Origin of the sequence: Reyranella sp. (assembly GCF_017305915.1) — a bacterium.
Classification (GTDB): domain Bacteria; phylum Pseudomonadota; class Alphaproteobacteria; order Reyranellales; family Reyranellaceae; genus Reyranella.
Window position 1 is genome coordinate 93,087 of sequence record NZ_JAFKJN010000030.1, and the last position, 24,443, is coordinate 117,529.

Annotated in this window: 28 protein-coding genes and 1 tRNA gene; 13 read left to right on the plus strand and 16 right to left on the minus strand. The window is 67.1% G+C overall.

Translation table 11 applies throughout. The features are described from left to right. The 7 genes from J0J01_RS26570 to J0J01_RS26600 all read right to left on the minus strand — a co-directional run bounded on the left by J0J01_RS26570 (position 1) and on the right by J0J01_RS26600 (position 8,720). On the minus strand, positions 1–1,332 hold the full coding sequence (locus J0J01_RS26570; RefSeq protein ID WP_296386281.1) for a pitrilysin family protein: 1,332 nt from the start codon (positions 1,330–1,332) through the stop codon (positions 1–3). Next, on the minus strand, positions 1,329–2,693 hold the full coding sequence (locus tag J0J01_RS26575) for a pitrilysin family protein (RefSeq protein ID WP_296386283.1): 1,365 nt from the start codon (positions 2,691–2,693) through the stop codon (positions 1,329–1,331). The genes J0J01_RS26570 and J0J01_RS26575 overlap by 4 nt, the downstream gene beginning before the upstream one ends. 10 nt (positions 2,694–2,703) lie before the next feature. Further along, positions 2,704–3,288 carry a DUF3035 domain-containing protein gene (locus J0J01_RS26580; RefSeq protein ID WP_296386285.1) on the minus strand — a complete coding sequence of 195 codons (585 nt, stop codon included), beginning with the start codon at positions 3,286–3,288 and terminating at the stop codon, positions 2,704–2,706. A gap of 33 nt (positions 3,289–3,321) precedes the next feature. Further along, entirely contained in the window at positions 3,322–3,786 is a 465-nt protein-coding gene (gene lspA, locus J0J01_RS26585; protein ID WP_296386288.1) for a signal peptidase II, read from the minus strand. A 20-nt stretch (positions 3,787–3,806) separates the two neighbouring features. Continuing rightward, a complete protein-coding gene (gene ileS, locus J0J01_RS26590; protein WP_296386376.1) occupies positions 3,807–6,611 on the minus strand; it encodes an isoleucine--tRNA ligase in 2,805 nt (934 codons plus the stop codon). A gap of 739 nt (positions 6,612–7,350) precedes the next feature. Beyond that, positions 7,351–8,277, minus strand: a complete 927-nt coding sequence (locus tag J0J01_RS26595) for a bifunctional riboflavin kinase/FAD synthetase (RefSeq protein ID WP_296386290.1) — start codon at positions 8,275–8,277, stop codon at positions 7,351–7,353. After that, positions 8,277–8,720 carry a MaoC family dehydratase gene (locus J0J01_RS26600; protein ID WP_296386292.1) on the minus strand — a complete coding sequence of 148 codons (444 nt, stop codon included), beginning with the start codon at positions 8,718–8,720 and terminating at the stop codon, positions 8,277–8,279. The genes J0J01_RS26595 and J0J01_RS26600 overlap by 1 nt, the downstream gene beginning before the upstream one ends. A gap of 76 nt (positions 8,721–8,796) precedes the next feature. Here J0J01_RS26600 and J0J01_RS26605 point away from each other — a divergent pair, with 76 nt between their 5' ends. From J0J01_RS26605 to J0J01_RS26615, 3 genes are all read left to right on the plus strand, one after another. Continuing rightward, positions 8,797–9,828: a phosphotransferase family protein gene (locus J0J01_RS26605; protein ID WP_296386294.1), complete on the plus strand. Its 1,032-nt coding sequence runs from the start codon at positions 8,797–8,799 to the stop codon at positions 9,826–9,828. Then, positions 9,828–10,187, plus strand: coding sequence for a DUF6285 domain-containing protein (locus J0J01_RS26610; RefSeq protein ID WP_296386297.1), 360 nt, complete (start codon positions 9,828–9,830; stop codon positions 10,185–10,187). The genes J0J01_RS26605 and J0J01_RS26610 overlap by 1 nt, the downstream gene beginning before the upstream one ends. A gap of 209 nt (positions 10,188–10,396) precedes the next feature. Beyond that, entirely contained in the window at positions 10,397–11,095 is a 699-nt protein-coding gene (locus J0J01_RS26615; protein WP_296386298.1) for a winged helix-turn-helix domain-containing protein, read from the plus strand. Here J0J01_RS26615 and J0J01_RS26620 read toward each other — a convergent pair. Genes J0J01_RS26620 through J0J01_RS26630 form a run of 3 tightly spaced genes read right to left on the minus strand, consistent with a single transcriptional unit; the run spans position 11,051 to position 12,752 of the window. Beyond that, a complete protein-coding gene (locus J0J01_RS26620; protein WP_296386301.1) occupies positions 11,051–11,572 on the minus strand; it encodes a PaaI family thioesterase in 522 nt (173 codons plus the stop codon). The genes J0J01_RS26615 and J0J01_RS26620 overlap by 45 nt on opposite strands. 2 nt (positions 11,573–11,574) lie before the next feature. Beyond that, positions 11,575–11,997 carry a PaaI family thioesterase gene (locus J0J01_RS26625; RefSeq protein ID WP_296386303.1) on the minus strand — a complete coding sequence of 141 codons (423 nt, stop codon included), beginning with the start codon at positions 11,995–11,997 and terminating at the stop codon, positions 11,575–11,577. A gap of 8 nt (positions 11,998–12,005) precedes the next feature. Then, complete coding sequence (locus J0J01_RS26630) at positions 12,006–12,752, minus strand: sulfite exporter TauE/SafE family protein (protein WP_296386305.1); 747 nt, start codon at positions 12,750–12,752, stop codon at positions 12,006–12,008. 75 nt (positions 12,753–12,827) lie between these two features. Between J0J01_RS26630 and J0J01_RS26635 the strand changes: the two genes are divergently transcribed. Together J0J01_RS26635 and J0J01_RS26640 are read left to right on the plus strand one after the other, a co-directional pair. Beyond that, positions 12,828–13,715, plus strand: a complete 888-nt coding sequence (locus J0J01_RS26635; protein WP_296386307.1) for a LysR family transcriptional regulator — start codon at positions 12,828–12,830, stop codon at positions 13,713–13,715. After that, the gene (locus tag J0J01_RS26640) at positions 13,712–14,251 is read left to right on the plus strand and encodes a DUF488 domain-containing protein (RefSeq protein ID WP_296386309.1); all 540 of its coding nucleotides are present in this window, start codon (positions 13,712–13,714) and stop codon (positions 14,249–14,251) included. The genes J0J01_RS26635 and J0J01_RS26640 overlap by 4 nt, the downstream gene beginning before the upstream one ends. A 3-nt stretch (positions 14,252–14,254) precedes the next feature. Here J0J01_RS26640 and J0J01_RS26645 read toward each other — a convergent pair whose 3' ends face one another. Further along, positions 14,255–14,899, minus strand: coding sequence for a TetR/AcrR family transcriptional regulator (locus J0J01_RS26645; RefSeq protein ID WP_296386311.1), 645 nt, complete (start codon positions 14,897–14,899; stop codon positions 14,255–14,257). 29 nt (positions 14,900–14,928) lie between these two features. Here J0J01_RS26645 and J0J01_RS26650 point away from each other — a divergent pair, with 29 nt between their 5' ends. Genes J0J01_RS26650 through J0J01_RS26670 form a run of 5 tightly spaced genes read left to right on the plus strand, consistent with a single transcriptional unit; the run spans position 14,929 to position 19,717 of the window. Further along, on the plus strand, positions 14,929–15,828 hold the full coding sequence (locus J0J01_RS26650; RefSeq protein WP_296386314.1) for a TauD/TfdA family dioxygenase: 900 nt from the start codon (positions 14,929–14,931) through the stop codon (positions 15,826–15,828). A gap of 30 nt (positions 15,829–15,858) precedes the next feature. Then, entirely contained in the window at positions 15,859–16,869 is a 1,011-nt protein-coding gene (locus J0J01_RS26655; protein ID WP_296386315.1) for an ABC transporter substrate-binding protein, read from the plus strand. After that, on the plus strand, positions 16,869–17,678 hold the full coding sequence (locus J0J01_RS26660; protein ID WP_296386317.1) for an ABC transporter ATP-binding protein: 810 nt from the start codon (positions 16,869–16,871) through the stop codon (positions 17,676–17,678). The genes J0J01_RS26655 and J0J01_RS26660 overlap by 1 nt, the downstream gene beginning before the upstream one ends. Then, positions 17,675–18,421 carry an ABC transporter permease gene (locus tag J0J01_RS26665; protein WP_296386319.1) on the plus strand — a complete coding sequence of 249 codons (747 nt, stop codon included), beginning with the start codon at positions 17,675–17,677 and terminating at the stop codon, positions 18,419–18,421. The genes J0J01_RS26660 and J0J01_RS26665 overlap by 4 nt, the downstream gene beginning before the upstream one ends. A 36-nt stretch (positions 18,422–18,457) precedes the next feature. After that, positions 18,458–19,717: an amidohydrolase gene (locus J0J01_RS26670; protein ID WP_296386333.1), complete on the plus strand. Its 1,260-nt coding sequence runs from the start codon at positions 18,458–18,460 to the stop codon at positions 19,715–19,717. Here the strand turns inward: J0J01_RS26670 and J0J01_RS26675 are convergent. Beyond that, a complete protein-coding gene (locus J0J01_RS26675; protein WP_296386336.1) occupies positions 19,714–20,028 on the minus strand; it encodes a helix-turn-helix domain-containing protein in 315 nt (104 codons plus the stop codon). The genes J0J01_RS26670 and J0J01_RS26675 overlap by 4 nt on opposite strands. Positions 20,029–20,112: 84 nt before the next feature. Between J0J01_RS26675 and J0J01_RS26680 the strand changes: the two genes are divergently transcribed. Both J0J01_RS26680 and J0J01_RS26685 read left to right on the plus strand, forming a co-directional pair. After that, the gene (locus tag J0J01_RS26680) at positions 20,113–20,418 is read left to right on the plus strand and encodes a hypothetical protein (protein ID WP_296386338.1); all 306 of its coding nucleotides are present in this window, start codon (positions 20,113–20,115) and stop codon (positions 20,416–20,418) included. A gap of 142 nt (positions 20,419–20,560) precedes the next feature. Further along, the gene (locus tag J0J01_RS26685) at positions 20,561–20,926 is read left to right on the plus strand and encodes a hypothetical protein (protein ID WP_296386339.1); all 366 of its coding nucleotides are present in this window, start codon (positions 20,561–20,563) and stop codon (positions 20,924–20,926) included. Positions 20,927–20,956: 30 nt separating this feature from the next. Here J0J01_RS26685 and J0J01_RS26690 read toward each other — a convergent pair. Continuing rightward, a tRNA-Gln gene (locus J0J01_RS26690) sits at positions 20,957–21,031 on the minus strand. Between the two features lie 161 nt (positions 21,032–21,192). Between J0J01_RS26690 and J0J01_RS26695 the strand changes: the two genes are divergently transcribed. Then, positions 21,193–21,327 (plus strand): hypothetical protein, encoded by a 135-nt coding sequence (locus tag J0J01_RS26695; RefSeq protein ID WP_296386341.1) that lies wholly within the window; start codon positions 21,193–21,195, stop codon positions 21,325–21,327. Between the two features lie 249 nt (positions 21,328–21,576). On the opposite strand, the gene J0J01_RS26700 is transcribed toward J0J01_RS26695, so the two are convergent. The 3 genes from J0J01_RS26700 to rfbA form a co-directional block, all read right to left on the minus strand. Next, positions 21,577–22,524: a hypothetical protein gene (locus tag J0J01_RS26700; protein ID WP_296386343.1), complete on the minus strand. Its 948-nt coding sequence runs from the start codon at positions 22,522–22,524 to the stop codon at positions 21,577–21,579. Between the two features lie 104 nt (positions 22,525–22,628). Further along, positions 22,629–23,543 carry a hypothetical protein gene (locus J0J01_RS26705; protein ID WP_296386345.1) on the minus strand — a complete coding sequence of 305 codons (915 nt, stop codon included), beginning with the start codon at positions 23,541–23,543 and terminating at the stop codon, positions 22,629–22,631. Between the two features lie 11 nt (positions 23,544–23,554). Beyond that, positions 23,555–24,424 (minus strand): glucose-1-phosphate thymidylyltransferase RfbA, encoded by an 870-nt coding sequence (gene rfbA / locus J0J01_RS26710; protein WP_296386346.1) that lies wholly within the window; start codon positions 24,422–24,424, stop codon positions 23,555–23,557. Positions 24,425–24,443: the final 19 nt, after the last annotated feature.

Genomic DNA, 24,443 nt, shown 5'->3' on the forward strand with positions numbered 1-24,443 from the left:
TCAAGGCTTCTCGGGCTCGACCGCGGCGCCGGCCGGCTTGCCGACGATGATCGTGGTCATCGCCTCGTCGCGCAGCAGGCGGCGGGCGACGCGGCGGACATCGTCGGCCTTGACCGCGCCGATCAAGGCGGCGCGCCGGTCGAGGTAGTCGCGCGGCTGGCGGTCGACCTGAAGCTGGTGCATGAGACCGGCGATGGCGCCGGAGGAATCGAGCGACAGCGCCAGCGAGCCGCTGAGGTAGGTTTTGGCGTCCGCGACCTCCTGGTCGCTCGCGCCCTCGCGCAGCCGCGCCAGCTCCGCCTTGATCACCCGCAGCGAATCGGCGACGCGCTCGCTGGCGCTGCCGGTCGAGACCACCAGCAGCCCGGCTTTCTGCTGCACGCGCAGCCCGGCGGACACCGAATAGGCAAGGCCGCGCTTCTCGCGCACCTCGGTGAACAGCCGCGACTGCTGGCCGCCGCCCAGGATGTGCACCATCACCAGCGCGGCGTGCCAGTCGGGATCCTCGCGCAAGAGGCCCGGCAGGGCGATCAGCACCGAGCTCTGCGGCACCGGCCGCTCGACATTGACGGTGCGCGGCTTGGCGGTCGGCGTCCAGCCCGGCACGTCCGGCGCCGCCGGCCCGGCCGGCAGGCCGCCGAAGGCGCGGTCGAGCTGGCGCGCCAGCTCCGCGGCATCGATGTCGCCGACCGCGGCGATCACCAGGTCGCTGCGATTGAGTAGCGACGCCGCGCGCTGCTTGACGTCCTGCACGGTGAGGCCCTGCAGCGTCTCGCGCACGCCGGAGGCGTTGTTGCCGTAGGGATGGCCCGCGAACACCGCGGCCATCATGGTGCGATTTGCCACCGTCGCCGGCCGCTGGTCGGCCTGGTTGAGCGAGGCGATCGTCTGGGCCCGGCGCTGCTCGAAGCGGTCCTGGTCGAAGCGCGGCGCGGTGACGGCGAGCCGCAGCAGCTCGAAGGCCTCATCGCGGTTGGCCGACAACAGCCGCAACGAGCCGCCGACCCGGTCGAGCGAGGCGCCGAAGCCCAGCGACGCCGCCGCGTCCTCCTCGCGCCGCTTGAAGGCCTGGGCATCGAGCGGGCCTGCGCCGTCGGTCAGCAGGCTGGCGGTGAGGCTGGTCAGCCCCTTCTGCGCCTCGCTGTCACGCGCGCTGCCGCCGCCAAAGGAGAAGGACAGCGCCACCACCGGCGCGCTCTTGTCCTCGACCAGCCAGGCCTTGAGGCCGAGCGACGTGGTGACTTCCTTCACCTCCATGGCCCGCGCCTGCGACGCGAGCACGAGGCCCAGCAGCAGGACCAGTCCGCGCGCCATGGTCCGTGCGGGGCTCATTGCCAGCCGTCCGCCGGCGCCAGCAGCGAGGTCACCGCGGCCTCGTCGCGCCAGACATGGCGCGCAGCGGCCACGACCTCGTCGGGGCGGACCGCGGCGATGCGCTGCGGCCACTCGTCGACATCGGCGATGCTGCCGCCGGTGGCGAGCACGCGGCCGTAGAGGCGCGGGCCGCTGGCCAGGGAGTCCTGCGAATAGATCGCCGAGGCGAGCAGCTGGTTCTGCGTCCGCTCGATCTCGTCGGCGCCGACGTCGCCGTCGAGCACGCGCTTCATCTGCGCCCCGACCGCGGCCTCGATCTCGCCGACGCTGCGGCCGCGCGCCGGATGCACGGCAATCTCGAAGCTGGTGAGGCCGAGGCTCGAGGCGCCGTAGCCCGAGCTCGCCGACAAGGCGATCTTGCTGTCGGTCACCAGCGCGCGCGACAGCCGGCTGGTCTCGCTGCCCCCGAACAGGCGCGCCAGCACCTGCAGGGCATAGGCATGCCGGGTCTCGCCCATGCGGTAGGACGGCGCCAGCCAGTCGCGGCTCCAGCGCGGCTCGGCAACGCGGGCGTCGGCGCGCATCACGCGCTGCGGCAGGTCGGTGCCGCCCTCCGACGGCCGCCGCCGCGGCTCGACTTTGCGCGACGCGATCGGCCCGTAGTATTTCGCGGCGAGCTTGCGAACGCTGTCGGCGGTGGTGTCGCCGGCCACGATCAGGATGGCGTTGTTGGGCGCGTAGAAGCGGCGATAGAAGGCGCTGAGCTCGTTGACGCCCAACCGCTTGACGTCCTCGACATAGCCTGAGGTCGGCATGGCGTAGGGCTTGTGACGGCCGAACAGCTGCTCACGCGCCGCTTCGTCCAGCAGCTCGGACGGCACGTTGTCGACCCGCATCCGCCGCTCCTCGAGCACGACCTGGCGCTCGGGCCGGAGCTCGTGGTCGAGGATGCGCAGGTTGACCATGCGGTCGGCCTCCATGCGCATCACCAGCTCCAGCCGGTCGGCGGCGATGGTCTGGTGGTAACCGGTCATCTCGAAGTCGGTGAAGGCGTTGTCGCGGCCGCCGTTGCGCGCCACGGTGCGCGAGAACTCGGTCGCGGCGAGCGTCCCGGTGCCCTTGAACATCATGTGCTCGAGGAAATGGGCGATGCCGGTCTGGCCGAAGGTCTCGTCGGCGCTGCCGACCTTGTAGACCAGCACCTGGGTCACGATCGGCGCGCGCCGCGACGGCAGCACCACGACCTGCAGGCCGTTGGCAAGAGTGAAGGTCTCGGACGGCCGGCGCTGGACCTTGAGCAGGGTGGCGAGAGCCGGTCCGCGCGGCGCCGCCAGGGCGCCTGCAACGAGGCCGCCGACGGCAGCGCGGCGGCCGATCATGCCTTGAGGCTCAGAAGATGCCTTCGAGCAGGCCGCGCTTGCGGCGCTCGATGGTGGGTGTCGCCCCGGTCGCGGCCTTGCCGCTGGCCTGGGCCTCGCGGATCCGCTGCTGCTCCTTCTCGGGATCGAGGACGACGCCCGGCGTCGGCTTGTCCTGCCAGAAGATCAGGCTGTCGATCCAGGTATTGTCCTTCTCGGCCAGCACGCGGGTGTCGCGGTTGACCGTGGCGCGGATGTTGGGATCGCTGCCGCCGGCGGCAGCCTTGGCGATCAGCGCCGCCTCCGAAGCATCGCCCGGCGCGCCGGCCGGCGGGCCTTTCGCCTGGGCCTGCGCCTGGACGCGGCCGGCCAGGGCTGGCGACAGCGCCTCCTTGGCCTGGTCGGCCGGCGAGGTCTCCTGCGGACGCGGCTCGCCCGGCCGCGGCGGCCGCAGCTCGGCGTTGGGCGGCATGGTGAGCGGCGAATGGGAGACGATCTTGAACTCGTCGGGCGACACCTTCTTGCCGCCGCCCAGGTTCTCGAAGGCGCTGCAGCCGCCCAGCATCAAGCCGGCGACGGCCGCGCAGGTCAGGGGAAGAAGGAGGCTCCGCATCATCTGTCCTTGAATTCTTTGTCTGCCGATCATGGCCTAATCAGGGCGCGCCCGTTGCCGCTCGCCGATCAGCGAATCGATCAGCATCAGCCCCACTCCGACGACGATTGCCGAATCCGCGACGTTGAAAGCCGGCCAATGCCATTGGTTCACGTGGAAATCGGCAAAATCGAACACCGCTCCCCAGCGAGCGCGGTCGATAACATTGCCGATGGCTCCGCCCATGACAAGGCCGATACCCCAGCCGGTGAGCGGCCGGTCGGTTCGCCGCAGCCAAACGAACAGGCCGATGCAGACGGCGATCGCCACGCTCGACAGCAGCCAGGCCGGCAGCGGCCGGTCGCCGCCCAGCAGGCCGAAGCTGACGCCGCTGTTCCATACGATCACCAGCCGGAAGAAGCCGTCGATCACCGAGACCGCGGCACCGGCTTCCTTGAGGTAGCCGAGCAGCAGTTGCTTGGAGAGCTGGTCGACGACGAGAGTCGCGACGACCAGCGCCATGGCGACGCGATCGATTCGTCTCATGCGAGGCTTTCCACCGCTCCTTCGCAGCGCACGCAGATCAGCGGGTGCTTGGCCGATTTACCGACTTCCTCGAGAACCTGCCAGCAGCGCGCGCATTTCTCGCCCATGGCCAGCGCCGGCACCACGCCGACGCCCGCCACGTCCGGCAGGCTGAAGGCGCCAGCCGGGGCGTCGCCCACGACCAGGCCGCCGCCCGAGGTGATGAAGATCTCCCTGAGATCGACGCCCTTCATCGCCGCCAGGTACTCCGGCGCGACATGGACATGCGGCGCCGCCTGCAGGCTCGAGCCGATGCGCTTCTCGGCGCGCTCCAGCTCCAGCGCGCCGGTGACCACTCGGCGCAGGTTGCGCACGGTCTTCCACTTTTCGCCCAGCGCCTCGTCGAGCCAGGTGTTGGGGATCGCCGGATACAGTCGCAGATGCACGCTCTCGGCCGCGCCGTCCGGCACGTCCCGGGGTCGCATCAGCCACGCCTCTTCCGCGGTGAAGCAGGTGATCGGCGCCAGCCATGCGGTGAGGAACGAGAACAGCTCGGCCATCACGGTGCGTGCGGCGCGCCGGCGCAGTGCCCTGGGCGCGTCGCAGTAGATCGCATCCTTGCGGATGTCGAAGTAGAAGGCCGAGAGATCGACCGCGCAGAAATTGTGCAGCTCGGTCGCGATGGTGTGGAAATCGAAATCCTCGACCGCCTGGCGCATGGCCGCGTCGAGCTCGGCCAGGCGATGCAGCACCCAGCGCTCGAGCTCCGGCAGCTCGGTGAACTCGACCTTCTCCGCCGCCGAGTAACCGTCGAGGCTGCCCAGCAGGTAGCGCAGCGTGTTGCGCAGCCGACGATAGGCTTCGGCCTGGTGCTTCAGGATCTCCGGGCCGATGCGCTGGTCCTCGGTGTAGTCGGTGCCGACCACCCACAGGCGCAGGATGTCGGCGCCGTACTGGTCGCAGACCGCTTGCGGCGCGGTGATGTTGCCCAGCGACTTGGACATCTTGCGGCCCTGCTCGTCGAGCGTGAAGCCATGCGTCAGCACGCCGTCATAGGGCGCGCGGCCGCGCGTGCCGCAGCTCTCGAGCAGCGAGGAATGGAACCAGCCGCGATGCTGGTCGGAGCCCTCGAGATAGAGGTCGGCCGGCCACTTCAGCTCGGGATTGCCCTCGAGCGTGAAGGCATGCGTGCTGCCCGAGTCGAACCAGACGTCGAGAATGTCGCGGACCTGCTCGAAGTCGCTCGCCTTGTACTTGTTGCCGAGGAAGCGCTCGGGCGGGCTCTCGAACCAGGCGTCGGCGCCCTCGGCATCGAAGACCTCGACGACGCGCGCCATCACCTCGGGGTCGCGCAACGGCTCGCCGGTGTTCTTGTTCACGAACACCGCGATCGGCACGCCCCAGGCGCGCTGGCGCGACACGCACCAATCGGGCCGCGTCTCGATCATCGAGCGCAGGCGGTTGTAGCCGGCGCGCGGCACGAAACGGGTCGCGTCGATCGCGTCAAGCGCCTTCTCGCGCAGGGTGCCGCCGATCTCGGCGATCGGCTTGTCCATGGCGATGAACCATTGCGGCGCGTTGCGGAAGATCACCGGCGCCTTCGACCGCCAGGAATGCGGATAGGAATGGGTGATGCGGCCCGAGGCGAGCAGCCTGCCCGCCTTGTCGAGCGCCTCGGTCACGGCCTTGTTGGCCGGGCCCTTCTTGCCGACCGAGGTGTAGACCTGCAGGCCCGCGAACAGCGGCACGTGCGGATAATAGGAGCCGTCCTCGGCCACCGTGTCCGGCACCTCGACGCCGTTGGCGGTGCCGAGCTCGTAGTCGTCGGCGCCATGGCCCGGCGCGATATGCACGAAGCCGGTGCCGGCATCGGCGGTGACGAAGTCACCCTGCAGCAGGCGCACGTCGAAGTCGAAGCCCTGGCCGCGCAACGGATGAGCGGCGACCAGCCCTTCGAGATCTTCCGCACTCACATCGGCGACGACCTTGGGCGTGAACTTCGCGGCTTCGGCGACGGCGCCGACGAGGTCCTTGGCCAGCACCATCTTCTCGCCGACATGGGCCTTGCTGCCCTCGCCGACCGCGGCGACCTCGACCAGCGCGTAGGCGATGTCCTTGCCGAAGGCGAGCGCGCGGTTGCCCGGTATGGTCCAGGGCGTCGTGGTCCAGATCACTACCGAGGCGCCGTCGAGCTTGCCACCTTTCGACTTCAGCACCGGGAAGCGGACATGGACGGTGTCCGAGGTATGGTCGTGATACTCGATCTCGGCCTCGGCCAGCGCGGTCTTCTCGACCACCGACCAGAGCACCGCCTTGGAGCCCTTGTAGAGCCCGCCATTCATCAGGAACTTGCCGAGCTCGTTGGCGATCACCGCCTCCGACTCGTACTTCATGGTCGAGTAGTAGTTGTCCCAGTCGCCCTCGACGCCGAGCCGCTTGAACTCCTCGCGCTGCACCTTGATCCAGTGGTCGGCGAAGGCGCGGCACTGGCGACGGAATTCAGCCACCGGCACCTGGTCCTTGTCCTGCTTCTTGGCGCGGTACTCCTCCTCGATCTTCCATTCGATCGGCAGGCCGTGGCAGTCCCAGCCCGGCACGTAATGGGAGTCCTTGCCCATCATCTGCTGGGTGCGGGAGACGAGGTCCTTGAGGATCTTGTTCAGCGCATGGCCGATATGGAGGTTGCCGTTGGCATAGGGCGGACCGTCATGCAGGACGAACTTCGGGCGGCCCTTGCTCTCCTCGCGCAGGCGCTTGAACAGGTTCATGTCCGCCCAGCGCTTCAGCAGCTCCGGCTCCTTCTTGGGCAGCCCGGCGCGCATCGGGAAGTCGGTCTTGGGCAGGAAAACGCTGGATTTATAGTCGGTTGTCACGACGAACTCTCGGCATTCGGGACGGGAGGCGCCGAATCCGGCGCTCAGGCAGGCTCAAAAAACCCGGCCGCAGCTAGCGGACCGGGCGGCTAATTCGCTCCCGAGAGGGCCTTATCACCATGGGGCCGGCAATCTAGGGACGGGGTCGGGAGGGGTCAAGGAGCTGCCACCGCAGTGTGGGGCCGCGTGACGGGGGACAGAAGAAAGACCATTTCCGACCATTTTCATCCATTTTTCTCCATTTTCACCATTTCCCGCGGGCACAGGAAATGGTGACTTGGCGCGCAGCCCGCACCCATTGGCGTGTCAGGCGCTGCGCCATCTCGATGCCGAGACGATCGTATCGCGGACTTCCAAATCGAACATGAAAAGCTCCTGCACAGGCGAACATGCAGGCAAGGTAAGAGCTTTGACGCGCTGGACCTAATATGGGCAATGGAAGTGCGGAAAAGCCTTTATTTCCAAGCTTGGACTCGCGTTCCATGGCCCACAATGAGCGTGCCGGGATCGCGGCACTGCGTGCCGCTGATGAATCTGGAGCGCGATTGCTGGGTAATCGCGTCCGGGCCTGCGCAGGATTTTCTTCGTCGCAGAGAAAAAAGAGCAGCACGGAATGCCGCGCTCTCGAAGGCCGGGCATTAGCACTTTTTTTGCCAATCCTTCAGGACGGCGCTGCGCGCGCCAGGCTCTAGCCGGCTAGAAGCGTCCGCGCCGCCTCCCCGTCGGCGGCGATCTGGGCCTTCAGCGCATCGAGGCCGGAGAACCTCATCTCCGGCCGGATGAAGTCGACCAGTTGGACCCGCAGCTTCTGGCCGTAGAGGTCGCCCGAGAAGTCGAACAGGTGGACCTCGAAATTCTCCTGCAGCTTGCCGACCGTCGGCCGCTTGCCGAGGTTGGCGACGCCGTTGCGCCAGGTGCCGTCGACCAGGGCGCGCACGGCGTAGACGCCGAAGCGCGGCCGCAGGTGCTCGCCCAGCGCGACGTTGGCGGTCGGGAAGCCGATGGTGCGGCCACGCTGGTCGCCCTGCTCGACAATGCCCTCGATCTCCCAATGGTGGCCCAGCAGCTCCGACGCCTCGCTGGCCCAGCCGGCGCGCAGGGCCTCGCGGATGCGGGTCGAGGAATAGATCTCGCCCTCGTGCATCACCGGATCGAGCACGGTGACGCCGAAGGCGCGCTCGGCCGCCATCTCGCGCAGCCGCTCGACATTGCCGCTGCGCCGCGCGCCGAAGGTGAAGTCGTAGCCGCACACGACATGGCGCGCGCCCATGCCCTGCAGCAGCACGTTGTCGACGAAGGCCTGGGCCGTGATCGCCGCGAACCCCGGATCGAAGCGCTGCGCCAGCACCGCCTGCACGCCGTATTCCGCCAGCAGCCGCACCTTGGCCGATGGCAGGGTCAGGCGGAACGGGCCGGTGTCCGGCACGAAGTAGCGCCGGGGATGCGGCTCGAAGGTGAGCACGACCAGCGGCACATCGAGCGTGCGCGCCACGGCTTGCGCGCGTGCGATCAGCGCCTGATGGCCCTTGTGCACGCCGTCGAAGTTGCCGAGCGCCACCACCCCGCCGGTCCATTCGGCGGGCAGCGACTGCCAGTCGTCGAAGACGGGGACCATCAGCCGACGTCGCGCCGCGGCACGAGGATGGTGGCCTCGCCGTCGACCACGACCTTGTCGCCGTTGAGGCACTGGGTCTTGAGCGTCACCCGGCGGCGCTTGTCGTCGATCGCGGTGATGGTGGCGACCGCCGTGATGGTCTCGCCGATCAGCACCGGCGCCATGAAGTTCAAGGTCTGCGAGATGTAGACCGAGCCCGGCCCCGGCAGCTTGGTGCCGATCACCGTCGAGATGAAGCTCGCGCTCAGCATGCCGTGGGCGATGCGCTGGCCGAAGCGCGTGCCGCGCGCGAAGCCCTCATGCAGATGGATCGGATTGGTGTCGCCCGAGACGCCGGCGAAGGCGACGATATCGGCCTCGGTGACGGTCTTGCCGAACATCGCCGACTGGCCGACCTTGAGATCCTCGAGATAAAGGCCGTTCATGGCCGCGAATTGAGACACGTATTCTCCCCGCTGAGGGCCGCCCTCTTACCACGCGGCAGGCCCTGTGCCACAGTCGGCATGAATGACCGTTCATATGAGTGATGAGGCCGACCTGGTCGCTGCCGGGCTCGCGCAGGCAGCCACGCGCTATTTCGCGGCTCCTGCAAAAATCGAGGACCTGCGCCGCGAATCGGGCGGTGCCTCCCGCCAGACCTGGAGTTTCGACGCCCTTGCCGCCGGCCAGCGCCATGAGCTGATCCTGCGGCGCGATCCGCCGATCACCGGCACCCCAATCAATCGCGAAAGGGGCGATCGCGAGCGCTCGGCCGCGCTCGACCGGGCGACCGAGTTCGCCGTGCTGCGCGCCGCTTTCCGGGCCGGGGCGCGGGCGCCGGAGGTGCTGTTCGAGCTCGCACCGGCCGACGCACTGGGTGAGGCCTTCGTGATGCGCCGGGTCGGCGGCACGGCGATCGCCCGCAAGCTCCTGCGCGATCCGCCCTATGCCGAGGCACGCCAGAAGATCGCAGGCCAGCTCGGCGAGATCATCGCCCGCATCCATGGCGTCGACGTCGCGACCCTGCCGCGGCTCGACCGACGCGAGGCGGCCGACCATATCGCGAGCCTGCGCGGCCTGCTCGACACGCTGAACTACGCGGCGCCGGTGTTCGAGCTGGCGCTCACCTGGCTCGACCGGCGCAAGCCGCCGCCGATCGCGCGGCCGACCCTCGTCCACGGCGACTATCGCACCGGCAACTATCTCGCCGACGAATCGGGTGTCACCGCGATCCTCGACTGGGAGGGCGCGCATCTCGGCGACCCGGTCGAGGATCTCGGCTGGGTGTGCGTGAAGAGCTGGCGCTTCGGTTCCATCGACAAGCCGGCCGGCGGCTTCGGCAGCCGCGAGGCGCTGTGGGCCGCCTACGAGCGCGCCGGCGGCGCCAAGGTCGATCCGGCGCGCGCCCATTGGTGGGAAGTGTTCGGCACGGTGCGCTGGGGCATCATCTGCCACTCCCAGGCGTGGAAGCATCTCTCGGGCTCGCTGAAGTCGATGGAGATGGCGTCGATCGGCCGCCGCGCCGTCGAGACCGAGGTCGACCTGCTGCAACTCCTGAAGGAAGCGCGCTGATGGCCCAGGATCGCCCCACCGCCTCGGAGCTGTTCAACGCCATCGCCGACTTCCTGCGCGAGGAAGCGACCCCGGCGCTCGACAAGGCCGATCCGCGGCTCGGCTTCCAGATGCGGGTGGCCGTGAACTCGCTCGCCATCCTCGAGCGCGAAGGACGGCTGGGGCCGGAGGCCGATGCGCGCGAACACGTGCGGCTAAAGCACCTGCTCGGTCGCGACGGCACGCTCGCCGAGCTCAACAGCGAGCTGGCACGGCAGTTGCGCGCCGGCGAGCGCGACGAGACGGACGGCGAGCTGATGGCGCATCTCGAAGCCACGACGGCCGACAAGATCGCCATCGCCAACCCGAAGTGGCGCTGAGCAAATCCCTCCCCATTCATATGGGGAGGTGCCCCTGTAATCAGGGGCGGAGGGGTCATGAGTCGCAGTTGTGATGTGGCCTATGACCCCTCCGCCCGCGTAAGACGCGGGCACCTCCCCATATGAATGGGGAGGATTGCCTAGACATTTCGGCCCCGGCCGAACTATTGGACGTGGCGGCCTCGCGCGCGCGAGCCTAGATTTTGGCCATGATCACCGTCAACGCCCTGTCCGAAGTCGCCGCCCTGATGGGCGACCCGGCGCGCGCGTCCATGCTGCAGCTGCTGATGGACGGCCGCGCCCATACCGCGTCGGATCTCGCCCATGCCGCGGGCGTCACGGCGCAGACCGCGTCGGGCCATCTCGCCCGCATGGTCGAGGCCAACCTGCTCGCCGCGCGCGCGCAGGGCCGCAACCGCTTCTATCGCCTCGCCTCGGGCGAGGTCGCGCACGCCATCGAATCGCTGATGGCGCTGGCCGGCGCGCGGGCACAGCCAGCGTCGAAGACCGCCGCCTGGCGGCGCGATCCGGACCTGCGCTTCTGCCGCACCTGCTACGACCATCTCGCCGGCCAGGTCGGCATGGCGGTCACCGATTCGCTGACCCAGCGCGGCCATCTCGAGCCCGAGGGCGCGCGCGACTGGTCGCTCACGAACTCCGGCGAGCTGTTCTGCCAGCGGCTGGGCATCGATCTCGACGGCGCGCGGCGCGTGGACTCGCGTCATTTCGCGCGCCAGTGCCTCGACTGGTCGGAGCGGCGGCCCCACATCTCGGGCGCGCTGGGGGCGGCGATCGCCGACACCTTCTTCAAGAAGGGCTGGGCCGAGCGGATGCGCCGCGGCCGCACCGTACGGCTGACCGATTCAGGCCGCCGGGCTCTTGGCAGCCACTTCGGCACTTCTGTCTGAATTACTGCGGTCTAGCCGGGCGCGGCCGAACGCCTGGCCGTCGCCCGACGGGATCTTGGCGATCGCCGAGGCGCGCAGGATCTTCTCCTCGCCCACCGTCAGGTAGATGTTGGTGAAGAGCAGCGAGCGGGTCTGGCGCACCAGCTCGGGCCGGCCCTCGACCCAGTCGCCGAGCCGGGCCGGCGCCACGAAATCGCAGGTCATGCTCACCGTCGGCAGGAACTTGGCGAGGCCGACCAGCGCGCCGCCGCCCATCGTGCCGACCAGGTCGGCCACCGTCATCATCATGCCGCCATGCAGGCCGCCCGCAGGATTGCACATGTTCTGGTGGACGCGAAAGCCCAGCACGAACTCCTCGCGCGTGCCCTTGGTGCCGCGCTTGCAATAGAGATTGCCGACATGGCTGTTGAAGGTGACGGGGCCGCCGCGCTCGAAATCGATGCGCAAGAAACCTTCAGGCGGATTGTCGTCGCTCACACTCAACTCCGGATTCTCGGCGGGCGCTGGCGGTGCAGGAGCGCGAAGGTTCCCACACCCGTCAACACGTCGTGGCGCGGACCATAGAGACGGCCCCGCACCTGCGCCACATGCTCGTCATGGCCCAGGATCTCCGCCTCGCCCTGCAGCCAGTCGCCGACGCGGCCGGGCATCAGATAATCCATCGTCAGCCGCACCGTGACGCAGCGGCGGTGCAGGACGTGGAACACCGTCGAGCCCAGCACCGAATCGAGGAAGGCGGCGAGCATGCCGCCATGCACGATGCCGTGGCTGTTGGAATGCTGCGGGCCGGGGCGGAAACCGCGGATCAGGCGGCCATCCTCGACCTTCTCGAACCACGGCCCGTTGGCGTCAGCGAAACCGGATGTCTGGTTTATGGGTTGGAAGCCTGTGGGAACGGACACGCGTCATTCTAGGCGATGCCCGCAAGCAGGACCAAGCCGTAGCCGACATAGTAGCTGGCGAGCACGGTGATCAGCCGCTGCGACCAGACGCGGAACTGCGCGTCGCTCAGCCGTTCGAGCAGCAGCTTGCCGAGCGAGGTGCCGAGCATCGACGAGGCGACTGCGACAGCGAGGAACCACGGCTCGACCTGCCCGGCCTGCTCGACCAGCGCGCCGAAATAGACGAGCTTGAAGCCGTGGCTGAAGAGCTGGCAGGCGGCCTTGGTGGCGATGATCTGCCGCCGCTCCAGCGTCGAGCGCAGGAACATGGTGTCGAGCAACGGCCCGGTGACGCCGGTCGTCAGCATCAGCATCATCGATACGAAGCCGGTCGCCGCGACTTGCGCCGGCCCGAAGGTGCGCGGCATCAGCCTGTCGGGGATCGCCCGCACGACGAAGGGCGAGAGGCCGAGCAGCAGCAGCGCGATCGCCTTGTCGGGCACGTAGAGCCAGATCGACCACAGGCCGACCGAGACCAGGCTGCCCGCGACGCTGAAGGCGATGGTCTTCCACGAGATATGGCGCCACCACAGGATGGCGCGCCAGCCGTTGGAGGCCATCTGGGTCACCGCATGCAGCACCATGGCGGTCGGCAGCGGGAAGACCACCAGCAGCACGCCGATCAGGATCAGGCCGCCGGCCATGCCGAAGATGCCGGAGAGGAAGGCCGTGCCGATCATCAGCACCGAGAGGCCGAGGGCCAGGAGCGTCGTCATGGCCCCGTGGTAGGGCCGGCTTATCCAGTGTTCAAATATATGGTAGATAGCCGGTCGATATCTGGGACGTCTGCCTTGGAACTGCGCCATCTCCGCTACTTCGTCGCCGTCGCCCATGAGGGCCATGTCACGCGCGCGGCCGAGAAGCTGCATATCCAGCAGCCGCCGCTCAGCCAGCAGATCCGCGCGCTCGAGCGCGAGATCGACGCCGCCCTGTTCGTGCGCCATCCGCGCGGCGTCACCTTGACCGATGCCGGCCGCTCCTTCCTGGCCGACGCCGAGGCGATCCTGGCCCAGGCCGAGCACGCCAAGATCCGCGCCCGCCGCACCGCGCGCGGCGAGGTCGGCCGCATCGCCGTGGGCTTCACCACCTCGGCGCCGTTCCATCCGCTGGTGGCACGGGCGATCCGCGAGTTCCGCGCCAAGCGCCCCGACGTCTCCTTCGTGCTCGAGGAGAGCAGCTCGGGCGACATGGTGAGCGGCCTGCGCGACGAGCGGCTGGACGTGGCCTTCATCCGCTCCGGCCTGGTCGATCCAGCCGGCGTCGCGGTGCACGACCTGCTCCAGGAGGACATGGCCGCCGCCTTTCCCGCCCGTCATCCGCTGATTCGCCGGCCCAAGCTCACGCTCAAGGACCTGGCCGATGAGACCTTCATCCTCTACCGCCGGCCCGACGGCCGCGGCCTGTATGACGTGATCATCGCCGCCTGTGCCGAGGCCGGCTTCAGCCCGCATGTCGGCCAAGAGGCGCCGCGCATCGTCTCGACCCTCAATCTCGTGGCCGCGGGTCTCGGCATCACCATCGTCCCGGCGTCATTGAGCCGCCTGCCGCTCGAAGGCGTTACCTACAGGCCGCTGACCGGGCGGCCCGCGATCAAGGTGCCGCTCAATCTCGCCTGCCGCGCCGACGAACGCTCGGCCGCGACGCTCGGCTTCATCGAGCTGGTGCGCCGCCTGTCATGATCAAGACCATCGGCCATTCCAACCATCCGATCGAGCGCTTCGTGGCGCTGCTGAAAGCCGGCGGCGTCGAGCGGCTGGTCGATGTGCGCTCGATGCCGTGGTCGCGCCGCTTCCCGCAGTTCGGCCGCGAGCGGCTGGCGAAGAGCCTCGCCGAGGCCGGCATCGCCTATGCCTGGGAGGGCGAGGTGCTGGGCGGCATGCCGAAAGGCGGCGGCAGCTACGACGACGCCGCGGCGCGGCCGGCGTTCAAGGACGCGATCGGCCGGCTGATCGCGGCCAGCGCCGGCACGTCGCTTTGCCTGATGTGCGCCGAGAAGGAGCCGCTCGACTGCCATCGCACCGTGCTGGTGTCGCGGCGGCTGGCCGAGCGCGGCGTCGCGATCGAGCATCTGCTGGCCGACGGCACGGTACGGCCGCATGCCGATGTCGAGGAGGCTCTGCTGAAGAAGAGCGGCGGCGCCGACCTGTTCGAGAATCGCGACGCGCGGCTGGCCCGCGCCTATGGCGCGCGCGAGCGGGCGATGAAGGGGACCTGACCCCTACTCGATCAGCCGCTGCAGGGCGGCGGCCAGCCGGCGCGGCGTCTCGGGATGACCGAGCGACAACGGACCGGGATCGATCAGCACCATGGTGTTCAGGGTGCCGTACATCATCTGGAACGCCAGCCGAACGCGTTCCTCGAGGCCGGGCGCGGCGCGCGGCCCGACCAGCCGCACGATGTGCGGCAGCGCGTACTCGACATGGAGGCGGCCGAGCTCGCGCATCGGCGTCCAGCTCTTGCGGTCGGTCGAGGCGCGGCGCAACGAGGCGCGGACCAGCCCCTCGTACCGGCGGATCCACGCCACGCCGCCCTTGGCGATCCAGTTCAGCAGATGGGCGAGGCTGTCCCGCGGCAACTTGCCGGATGCGTAGGACGCCGCCAGCTCGCGCCGAGCATCCTCGACCACGACCCGCTGCAGAGCGTCGACGAACGCCTCCTTGTTCTCGAAACGGCCGTAGAAGGAGCCCACGGTGGCGTCGCAGCGCGCGCACAGCGTCTCGATCGACAGGCTCTCGAAGTCGTGCTCGCGCAGAAGCTCCAACCCTTCGGTCATCAGCCGGACCACCAGCTCGCGGCTGCGCTGCTGCTGCGTCGGCCGAAGCCCGGGGAGCTGCACGTCGGCGATGAGTTTCTGATCGAGCACGGTTCGACTTCTAACGCGGCGGTCGCCGCTTGCAAAAAAATATAACTAGAATTATCATTCTAGTCAATCAACGAACGGAGGAAACGCTGCGCAACTCGCGATTCGACATCCGCCCCACTTCGGCCGCCATCGGCGCCGAGATCCTGGGCGTCGATCTCTCCCAGCCGCTCACCCCGGACGAGACCGAGGCGCTGCGCGGCGCGCTGAACGACTACGGCGTGATCTTCTTCCGCGACCAGGAAATCACGCCCGAACAGCACATCGCCTTCGCCGAGCGCTTCGCGCCGATCAACGTAAATCGCTTCTTCAAGACGGTGTCCGGCCATCCGCAGATCGCCGAGGTGCGCAAGGAGCCCGAGCAGAAGACCAATATCGGCGGCGGCTGGCATACCGACCACAGCTATGACCAGGTGCCGGCACTGGGCTCGATCCTGCTGGCGCGCGAGGTGCCGCCGATGGGCGGCGACACGATGTTCGCCAGCATGCATCATGCCTACGAGGCGCTATCGGACGGGCTGAAGCGCACGCTCGAGGGCCTGCGCGCCGTGCATTCGAGCCGCCATGTCTTCGGCGCCGCCGCCCAGTATTCGCGCGACGTCGCCGGCCGCATCGGCAATCCCGACCTCGCGACCCAGGACGCCGTTCACCCGGTCGTCATCCGTCATCCCGAGACCGGCCGCCGGACGCTCTACGTCAATCGCGGGTTCACGGTCCGCTTCGAGGGCTGGACCGAGGCCGAAAGCAAGCGGTTGCTCGAATACCTCTACGCCCACGCCGCGCAGCCGCAGTTCCACACGCGCTTCCAGTGGCGCAAGGGCTCGATCGCCTTCTGGGACAATCGCGCGACCTGGCACTTCGCCATCAACGACTATCACGGCGAGCGCCGCCTGATGCATCGCGTCACGCTGGAGGGCGTGCCGCTGGCCTGAGCCGCGTCGCCGCGAAGGGAGGAAACAACGATGAAGAAGATGATCGCCGCCGCAGCGGCCGCGATAACGCTCGCCGGCGCATCGATCGTGCCGGCCCAGGCGCAAGGCAAGGGTGAAACCGTTCGCCTGCAGGACTATCCCGGCATCGGCAATCTCCTGTTCCGCGTCGCCATTGCCAAGGGCTTCTGCGAGCAGCACGGCATCACGTGCCGGCTCCAGATCATCCCGTCGGGGGCGCTCGGCGCGCAGGCCCTGCTGGCCAGGAGCATCGACGTCGCGGTGGTCGGCCCGGAGAGCCAGATTCTCGCCATGCTCAAGGGCGCGAACCTCGCGGCCCTCATGAGCGTCGCCACCGCCAACCCGTTCCAGATCGTGGTACGCAACGAGGCGGGCGTGCCCGAGGTCGGGCAGGACTATCGCGCCGTGATGACCGGGCTGAAGGGCAGGAAGATCGGCGTGCCGGCACGCGGCGCGGTCGGCGAGCTGCAGTTCGGCCAGCTCGCCCAGCGCGCCGGGCTCAAGCCGGAAGACTTCGTCTACGTGGCGGTCGGCGGGCCCAACACCGCTTACGGTGCGCTGGTCTCCAAGCAGGTCGATGCGCTGATGACCTTCGAGCCGGCCGGCTCGATCTGCGAGGTGATGAAGAACTGCCGCACGGTGTTCCGGGCCGCGCGCGCCACCGAGCCGGTCGAGGTGGCGGGCACCAACGGCGCCTCGGTGATCGCGGTGATGACGCGCGACGCCGCCGACAGGGCGCCGCACGTCGTCGACGCGCTGATCGCCGCCGGCCGCGACGCCGCGGGCTTCCTGCAGGACCCGAAGAACTTCGACGAAACGCTGCGCATCGCGCAGAGCTACTTCAGGTTCGACATACCGCGCGGCGACGAGGTGATGGCGGAGTCGCTCAGGGCCGGCATTCCGTCCTACCGGGTCGAGGTCAGCCGGCCGGCGCTGAAGCAGATCGCCGACAACATGCTGCTCACCAAGCAGATCGACGCGCCGTTCGACACGTCGAAGCTGCTCCACGCCAAGGCGCCGTAGTGCCGCGCGGCGAGGAAACCGGCACGGGCCTGGCGATCGAGATCGCCGACCTGGTCGTGCGGTTCGGCAGCGGCGCGTCGGCCGTGCTGGCGGTCGACCATGCCTCGTTCTCGGTCGCGCCCGGCAGCTTCGTCTCGCTGGTCGGCCCGAGCGGTTGTGGCAAGACCACCATCCTGAACCTGCTGGCCGGCCTGCTCGACGCGGCATCCCAGGGGTCGCCGGCGGGCCGTGCCAGCGTCCTCGGCAAGCCGCCCCGGCCAGGCAATCCCGACATCGCCTACATGCTGGCGCGCGACAGCTTGCTGCCGTGGCGCACGGCGCTCGGCAACGCCGCCTACGGCATGGAGGTCCGCAACGTGCCGGCGGCCGAGCGCGAGGCGCGGGCGAAAGGGCTGCTCGAGCGCGTCGGCCTCGGCGGCTTCATGGACAAGTATCCCAAGGCGCTGTCGCACGGCATGCGCCAGCGCTGCGCGCTCGCCCGCACCTTCGCGCTCGACAGCCCGGTGCTGCTGATGGACGAGCCGTTCGGCGCGCTCGATGCGCAGACCAAGCTGCAGCTCGAAGACGTGCTGATCGACCTCTGCGCGGCGACCGCCAAGACCGTGGTATTCGTGACTCACGACCTCGCCGAGGCGGTGGCCCTGTCCGACCGCGTGATCGTCATGAGCGCCCGGCCCGGCCGGATCGTCGCCGACGTCGCCATCGACCTGCCGCAGCCGCGCAGCGTGCGCGCGCTGCAGAGCGATCCGCGCTTCCACTCTCTTTACAGCAGGCTGTGGACCCTGCTCGAGCAGGGCATGACGCCATGACCAGACGCTGGCTCGGCCATGCGGCCTTCGTCGTCGCGCTGGTCGCCCTGTGGGAAGCCGCGGCCACCGGCGGCTTGCTCGATCCGACCTTCTTCGGCCGGCCGTCGGGCATCGCGGCCTATCTGTGGAAAGGCTTCGTGTCGGAGGGAAAGCTGTGGCTCGATCTCGGCTATACGCTCGCCGGCGCGCTCCTGTCCTTCGTCGGCGGGAGCGTGTGCGCCGTCGCAGCCGGCCTGCTGTTCATGCTGTTCCCGGCCTTCCACCGCAGCGCCGAGCCCTACCTCACCCTGCTGAACGCCATGCCGCGCATCGCCTTGGCGCCGCTGTTCCTGCTGTGGTTCGGGCTCGGCATCGGCTCGAAGATCGCGGTCGGCTTCAGCCTCACCTTCTTCATCGTCCTGGCGGCGACGGTGGCAGGAATCCGCAGCGTCAACGGCGACCATCTGGTGCTGTCGCGCACGCTCGGCGCGACGCCTCGCCAGGTCTTCTCCAAGGTCACCCTGCCCTCGGCGGTGCCGGTGATGTTCTCCGGCTTGCGGCTCGGACTGATCTTCTCGCTGCTCGGCGTGGTCGGTGCGGAACTGCTGGCGGCCGAGCACGGGCTCGGCCAGACGCTCGCCTACCTGCAATCGACCTTCAACATGGACGGCGTGATGGGGCTGTTGTTCCTGCTCGCCTTCCTCGGGCTTGGCGTCACGCTGCTGATGAACCGGCTCGAACGCCGCCTGCTCGCCTGGCAATAACCTTGCCCATCGTGCCCGGTCTCTAGACACTGCGGCATGGACACCATCAATCCGACCAGCCAAGCGCTCTCCGACCGCATCTCCGCCGCCGCCCTCGCGATCGAGGACAAGGTCATCGCCTGGCGGCGCGACATCCATCAGAACCCCGAGCTCTCCTACCAGGAGACGCGCACCGCCTCGCTGGCCGCCGAGCACCTCGGGAAGCTCGGCATCGAGGTGAAGACCGGCGTCGGCATCACCGGCGTGGTCGGCATCCTGAAGGGCGGCAAGCCGGGCGGCATCGTGGCGCTGCGCGCCGACATGGACGCGCTGCCGGTCGAGGAGCGGGTCGACCTGCCCTTCGCCTCCAGGGCCAAGGCGCAATGGCTCGGCCAGACCGTGCCGGTCATGCATGCCTGCGGCCACGATGCCCACGTCGCGATCCTGATGGGCGTCGCCGAGATCCTGGCCAGCCTGCGCGAAGAGATCGCCGGCACGGTGAAGTTCCTGTTCCAGCCCAACGAGGAAGGCTCCTACGACGGCCGTCCGAGCGGCGCGCAGGCGATGATCGACGACGGCGTGTTCGGCGATCCCGTGCCTACCGCGGTGTTCGGCCTGCATGTCACCTCGGCGCAGGCCTCGGGGGCGATTGCGCTGCGGCCCGCCGGGCTGATGGCGAGCGCCGACAGCATCAAGATCGACGTCCAGGGCCGGCAGACCCACGGCTCGTCGCCGTGGCGCGGCGTCGATCCGGTGGTGACGGCGGCGCAGATCATCCTGGCGCTGCAGACCATCCCGAGCCGCCAGCTCGACGTCACGAAGACGCCGGCGGTGCTGACCATCGCGACGGTGCATGGCGGCGTGCGCGCCAACATCATCCCCGACACGCTCGAGATGCAGGGCACCATCCGCACCCACGACGAGGCGGTGCGCGCCGACATCTGGCGGCGGCTCGAGAAGACCGCGACGACGATCGCCGAGTCGCAAGGCGCCACGGCGACCGTCGAGGTGAGCGAAGGCGTGCCGGTGACCTACAACGACCCGCCGCTCACCGCCTGGGGCACCAAGAGCCTCGGCCGCGGCGTCGGCGAGGAGCGCGTGACCGAATCGCGGCCGGTGATGGGCGCGGAGGATTTCTCGATCCTGGCGCAGAAGGTGCCGGGCATGTTCTTCTTCCTCGGCGTCACGCCGCCGGGCGAGGATCCGCGCGAAGCGCCGGCCAACCATTCGCCGCTGTTCCACATCCACGAGCCGGCACTGAAGTACGGCGTGCGGGCGCTCGCCTACCTCGCGATCGACTACCTCAACCGCCGCTAAGCCGCGGCCGTGAGGTGACGCTCGCCCCACCGGCGGATGGCGGCGATCACCGGCACGAAGCTCTTGCCCGCCCGAGTCAGGCGGTACTCGACCTTGGGCGGCACGGTGCCGAAATCCTTGCGCTGGATCAGGCCGAATTCGGCCAAAGCCTTGAGCTCGCGGCTCAGCACGCGCGGCGCGATCTCGCGCGATCCTGACGCGCCGCGCAGCAGGCCGTTGCGGATCTCGCCGTAGCGCCGCGGGCCGTCCTTCAAGTCCCACAGGATGCGGATCTTGTACTTGCCGCTCACCATGCGCTGGAAGGTGAGCACCGGGCATCCCTTACTATCATTTTTGTCCATACTTGCGCTCCAGCCCCTGTCGTCCTCAGATCATTGCCACCGAGGAGGACCGACATGAAGCAGTTTCTGATCAGATACCGCCGCACCGAGGGCTCGCCCGAGAACTGGCACCGCGAGATTGCCGCGTTCATCGCCGCGATCGATTCCGATCCCGCGCTCAAGGGCAAGATCGGCTACCGCTGCCTGAAGGCGTGCGACGGCGTCGACTACTTTCATATCGCCACCGTGCACGACGACGCCGGCCGCGTTGCCTTGCAGGACCGCGATTTCTTCAAGCACTACACGCAGGCAACGCGCCAGATCGCGGGTGGCGTCGTCGACGTGACGCCGATCGAGACCGTCGCCGAGACGGTTGCATGACAAACATTCCGCGTACGAAATGCACCATGAATTTGCGATGAATTCTGCCGGCTAGCCGTTCGTTCGAGCGTTTCGGCACCCAAGTTTCCTCCAAGCCGATCGTGATCCGGTGTTGCAGAGATCACGTCCCCTGGAGCGACTGATGCTGAGCGTACTGATTCGTTCGACGAGCGTGCTTGCCGTGATTGCGACGACCATGATGGCGCAGCCCGCCTTCGCCGCCGAGCCCGTGGCCGCTGCCGCCGCCAAGAAGCGGTGCAACGACCTCGTGGCGTTCTACGACCGGTGGGGTGCCACGCGCACCCCGGACAACAGCGACGGCGCGCGCAACCATCGGCGGATCAACGCCGCTTTCGATTGCGAGCGCGGCAACTACGAGAAGGGCATCGCGAAGATGGAAGCGCTGCTGCACGACAAGGGCTTCGATGTCCCGGTCGATGTCGGCGAGGGACCGATGTACTTCCCGGACCAGAATCGGGGGCCGGCCCAGGCTCTCAAGCCGCGCTGACGTCCACGTCGCGCTGATGTCGTGAACGCCTGGCTGGGGCGCCAGGATTCGAACCTGGGAATGGAGGAATCAAAATCCTCTGCCTTACCGCTTGGCTACGCCCCACCATGACACATAGCGAACCTAACTCGTTGGTACGCTTATCTTTCGCGCGCTTGCATGGTGCATGCTGACCGTAGTGGAACGGCAGAGCACCACTGTTCTCCGAGCCTCATGCGAGCCTAGCCATGCCTGTCCTGAATTTGACCGACCCAGCCGTGCGAAGCTTGAAGCCCATCGCGGGCAAGCAGGTAACGTATGTGGACCGCGGCCTCAAGGGCTTCGGCGTCCGCGTCTCGCCCTCAGGACATGCCTCCTACGTCCTGGTCCTCGGCGCCAATCGACAGCGCATCAAGCTCTGACATCGGTGCTGGGGACGCCTTGGACGACGGATCCCAATCCCCCGGCCGACGCCAAGTGTGTCGAATGCCCGGTAAGCATCCATTCCTGACACACGGTCAGGCATCCGGCGTCTAGTTCCGGGAGGAGGAGGAGGTCGTCGAGACGGCTGACGGGATGGCCGTTGGTCAGGCGCTCGAGATATGCAGTATGCGCAAAACCACCACCATGCGGCGCACAACAGACGCCTTCGCCCAGAGGCAAGCGGACCATCAAGGGCCTTCTCGCATTGTCTGCGAATCCCGCGAATGGGCTGCGATGTCTTGCATAAAGGCGGCCGCATCCACAGTATCCGGATCCATCAATATGCGATCTGCCCGGTAATTCGCCAGAGCGTTGTGGGCCTGCCGCGCATATGCGATCGCCTTGTAGACGTACGGATTTAATATCCGTCGAGGAAGCTTGCGCGATCTCAGTATTTGTTCTTGATTCCAAGGCTCGAAGTGAGCGTGATTGGCAGTGGTCCATTTGATATTCTCATAATCCGACTGAATAACCTCCAATCCATTCACTTCACTGAATTTCCGTGAGAACGCCAGTATCCAGAATTGCTTGCCAAAAGGTAATTGGTTCCGACGCTTGAGTCGGCCGGGATTCTTGATGAAATGCCATGTCTTTGGACGAGAGGTGTCCACGAGAAATACGCCAGTATCGCCAAATCCATTGCGTTCGCTAAAGACGCTATAGAAGAATTCGGGTGAGTACTGGTAGAATCCGTGACCGGCAAACCCATTCGCAATCGTCACGATCAGAATGGAACCGTGGACTCTTACGATCGACCTGATGTTGTCTATTGCTTGCGCAACGTTAAAAACGTGTTCAATAGACCCGAAATCCACAAAGGTATCGAACGCTCTGGAGAACTTCTTCGGAAGCGGTCGATTGAAATCATGGATTATCGAAGCCCCTTCATACCCAGCCGCGTCAACAGATGTAACCTTCTGCGCTCCCATTTTCTTGAACAGCGGCTCGGCAAACCGACCCAGTTCGATGGCGTCGTCATAATCAAAATCCAGCCCGACGCTCTTCCGGACGGCCATATATTCCTCTTTCCAGAAATGGATTTCTTGTCTTCCAAGCATCACGGTCTCGCGAAATTCGAAACCATACACGCGCTTTGCAAAAGCGAGAGCTCGGAGTCCGGTTAAATCGATGCCCATGATTCTGCTCCCGAGCCAAGCCCCCGGTTCTGAGACCCCGCAGCCCCGGGCCAAGGGCGCGGGCGATCCGAAGCGTCATGGCTTCGGTCGCCCCCCGACACACCCTATGTCGGCTCGAGCGCGGGATCGTAAAGCGAACGAACGCGCGAGTAGCGCAGTTCGGTACTCATTGTCCCGCCGCCAACGACGGGAATTCTGTACTTCCGTCGTTTGGCTCCCTGCCCTGCAAGATGAATGATACCGAGCGGCTGCCGGCTTTTGTCGGGCGTGACGAATAGGCGGGCGGCTGGATCCCACGCAGGAGGGCCGCGATCAGGAATCCAATTGAGTTCCGGCGGCAGTATCAAAGTCGGCGTCTTATCCTGATGGACAATCTGGTTGAAGGCGAATTGATCGTTCGGATAGATCCGCCCAGTCCGCCGAGCCGCGGCCACGAGGCGTTCACGCCACTTCTTCCAATGCGGCGCATCACCTCGAAGCGCGAAAACACCCATGTTGATGTGCGGCTGCATCTGCAGCCAAAGCCCGTCCCTCAGCCCGTATCCGCGAACAAAATTCTTGATGTTTCGGAACTGGAGGCGCGGCTGGAAGCGGTAGCTCGGATGGTGCTCCGCCACAACAGCGGCGCCGTGAGCGCCGGCTCCCTCGATAAATACATCGAGCGTGCCGGGGACCTGGAGCCATGCGTCGGGATCGATCCAGAAATACACGTCATAGCCCGGAAACTCGACCGGAAGAAACAAATGGCTCGCCCAAATCCCGGATGTCGGATCCTGATCGCGCGCAATCTCGAGGCGCCACGTCGGCTTGATGATGCGGGAAGCGTAAACGTGAAGGGAGCGAACTTGATCGGCCGTGAGCCCATAGTCGATGATGCCAATGTCGATACCGCGAGCGCGCCGATGCGGATCAACCGAAAGGAGCATATCCGAGATCAGATCGAAGTAGTTGCGATCACAACCCGCAAGAATAATGGCGCGATACTTTGAGATGCCAGGTTTGTCCGATAAAACAGCCATGTCATGACTCCTCATCGGCGCGCCAATAGACCGAACAGATATTGGCCGTAGGCGTTTCCCTTGAAGCCAGCGGCGAGTCTCTCGAGCTGGCCGTCGTCGATCCAACCCTGTCGCCAGGCGATCTCATCGGGGCAGGCAATCTTCAGGCCCTGGCGCGCCTCGACCGTCGCCATGAACTCCGATGCTTGCAGCAGACTTTCCGGTTGGCCGGTATCGAGCCAGGCGAAGCCGCGGCCCAGTTTCTCGACCGTGAGGCGGCCTTGGCGCAAATAGTGGTTGTTGACGTCCGTGATCTCGAGCTCACCGCGTGGCGAAGGCTTGAGCGTGGCGGCGATGTCGGCAACCTGCTCGTCGTAGAAGTAGAGTCCCGTCACCGCATAATTTGACGGCGGGTCCTTCGGCTTCTCGATGATGGCGCGCACGCTGCCGTCCGGAGCGAACTCGACCACGCCGTACTGGCTCGGCTCGCGGACCCAGTACGCAAATACGACGGCACCGGTATTGCTCGTGGCCGCGCGCCGCAACTGGGCGATGAAGCCTTCGCCATAGAAGATGTTGTCGCCGAGGGCCAGCGCGGATCGCCCACCCGCAATGAAGTCGCGACCGATGATCAGTGCTTGGGCGAGGCCGTCAGGCTGCGGTTGAACGGCGTAGCACAGATCAATGCCCCACCTTGCGCCATCGCCCAGCAGGGCATGGAACTGTGGCGCTTCGTCGGCTTTCGTGATGAGCATGATCTCGCGAATGCCGGCCAGCATCAACGTGGTCAGCGGGTAGTAGATCATGGGCTTGTCGTACACGGCCAGGAGCTGCTTGCTCACGCCCCACGTAATCGGCCACAGTCGACTTCCGGTGCCCCCGGCGAGAATGATCCCCTTCATGGTCGCCGCCACTTCTGAT

Coding starts and splice junctions, on each gene's coding strand:
- J0J01_RS26570 (WP_296386281.1), bottom strand. CDS start 1,332: ATGAGCCCCGCACGGACCATGGCGCGCGGACTGGTCCTGCTGCTGGGC.
- J0J01_RS26575 (WP_296386283.1), bottom strand. CDS start 2,693: ATGATCGGCCGCCGCGCTGCCGTCGGCGGCCTCGTTGCAGGCGCCCTG.
- J0J01_RS26580 (WP_296386285.1), bottom strand. CDS start 3,288: ATGATGCGGAGCCTCCTTCTTCCCCTGACCTGCGCGGCCGTCGCCGGC.
- lspA (WP_296386288.1), bottom strand. CDS start 3,786: ATGGCGCTGGTCGTCGCGACTCTCGTCGTCGACCAGCTCTCCAAGCAA.
- ileS (WP_296386376.1), bottom strand. CDS start 6,611: ATGCGCGCCGGGCTGCCCAAGAAGGAGCCGGAGCTGCTGAAGCGCTGG.
- J0J01_RS26595 (WP_296386290.1), bottom strand. CDS start 8,277: ATGGTCCCCGTCTTCGACGACTGGCAGTCGCTGCCCGCCGAATGGACC.
- J0J01_RS26605 (WP_296386294.1), top strand. CDS start 8,797: ATGAGTGATGAGGCCGACCTGGTCGCTGCCGGGCTCGCGCAGGCAGCC.
- J0J01_RS26610 (WP_296386297.1), top strand. CDS start 9,828: ATGGCCCAGGATCGCCCCACCGCCTCGGAGCTGTTCAACGCCATCGCC.
- J0J01_RS26615 (WP_296386298.1), top strand. CDS start 10,397: ATGATCACCGTCAACGCCCTGTCCGAAGTCGCCGCCCTGATGGGCGAC.
- J0J01_RS26630 (WP_296386305.1), bottom strand. CDS start 12,752: ATGACGACGCTCCTGGCCCTCGGCCTCTCGGTGCTGATGATCGGCACG.
- J0J01_RS26640 (WP_296386309.1), top strand. CDS start 13,712: ATGATCAAGACCATCGGCCATTCCAACCATCCGATCGAGCGCTTCGTG.
- J0J01_RS26655 (WP_296386315.1), top strand. CDS start 15,859: ATGAAGAAGATGATCGCCGCCGCAGCGGCCGCGATAACGCTCGCCGGC.
- J0J01_RS26665 (WP_296386319.1), top strand. CDS start 17,675: ATGACCAGACGCTGGCTCGGCCATGCGGCCTTCGTCGTCGCGCTGGTC.
- J0J01_RS26670 (WP_296386333.1), top strand. CDS start 18,458: ATGGACACCATCAATCCGACCAGCCAAGCGCTCTCCGACCGCATCTCC.
- J0J01_RS26680 (WP_296386338.1), top strand. CDS start 20,113: ATGAAGCAGTTTCTGATCAGATACCGCCGCACCGAGGGCTCGCCCGAG.
- J0J01_RS26685 (WP_296386339.1), top strand. CDS start 20,561: ATGCTGAGCGTACTGATTCGTTCGACGAGCGTGCTTGCCGTGATTGCG.
- J0J01_RS26700 (WP_296386343.1), bottom strand. CDS start 22,524: ATGGGCATCGATTTAACCGGACTCCGAGCTCTCGCTTTTGCAAAGCGC.
- J0J01_RS26705 (WP_296386345.1), bottom strand. CDS start 23,543: ATGGCTGTTTTATCGGACAAACCTGGCATCTCAAAGTATCGCGCCATT.
- rfbA (WP_296386346.1), bottom strand. CDS start 24,424: ATGAAGGGGATCATTCTCGCCGGGGGCACCGGAAGTCGACTGTGGCCG.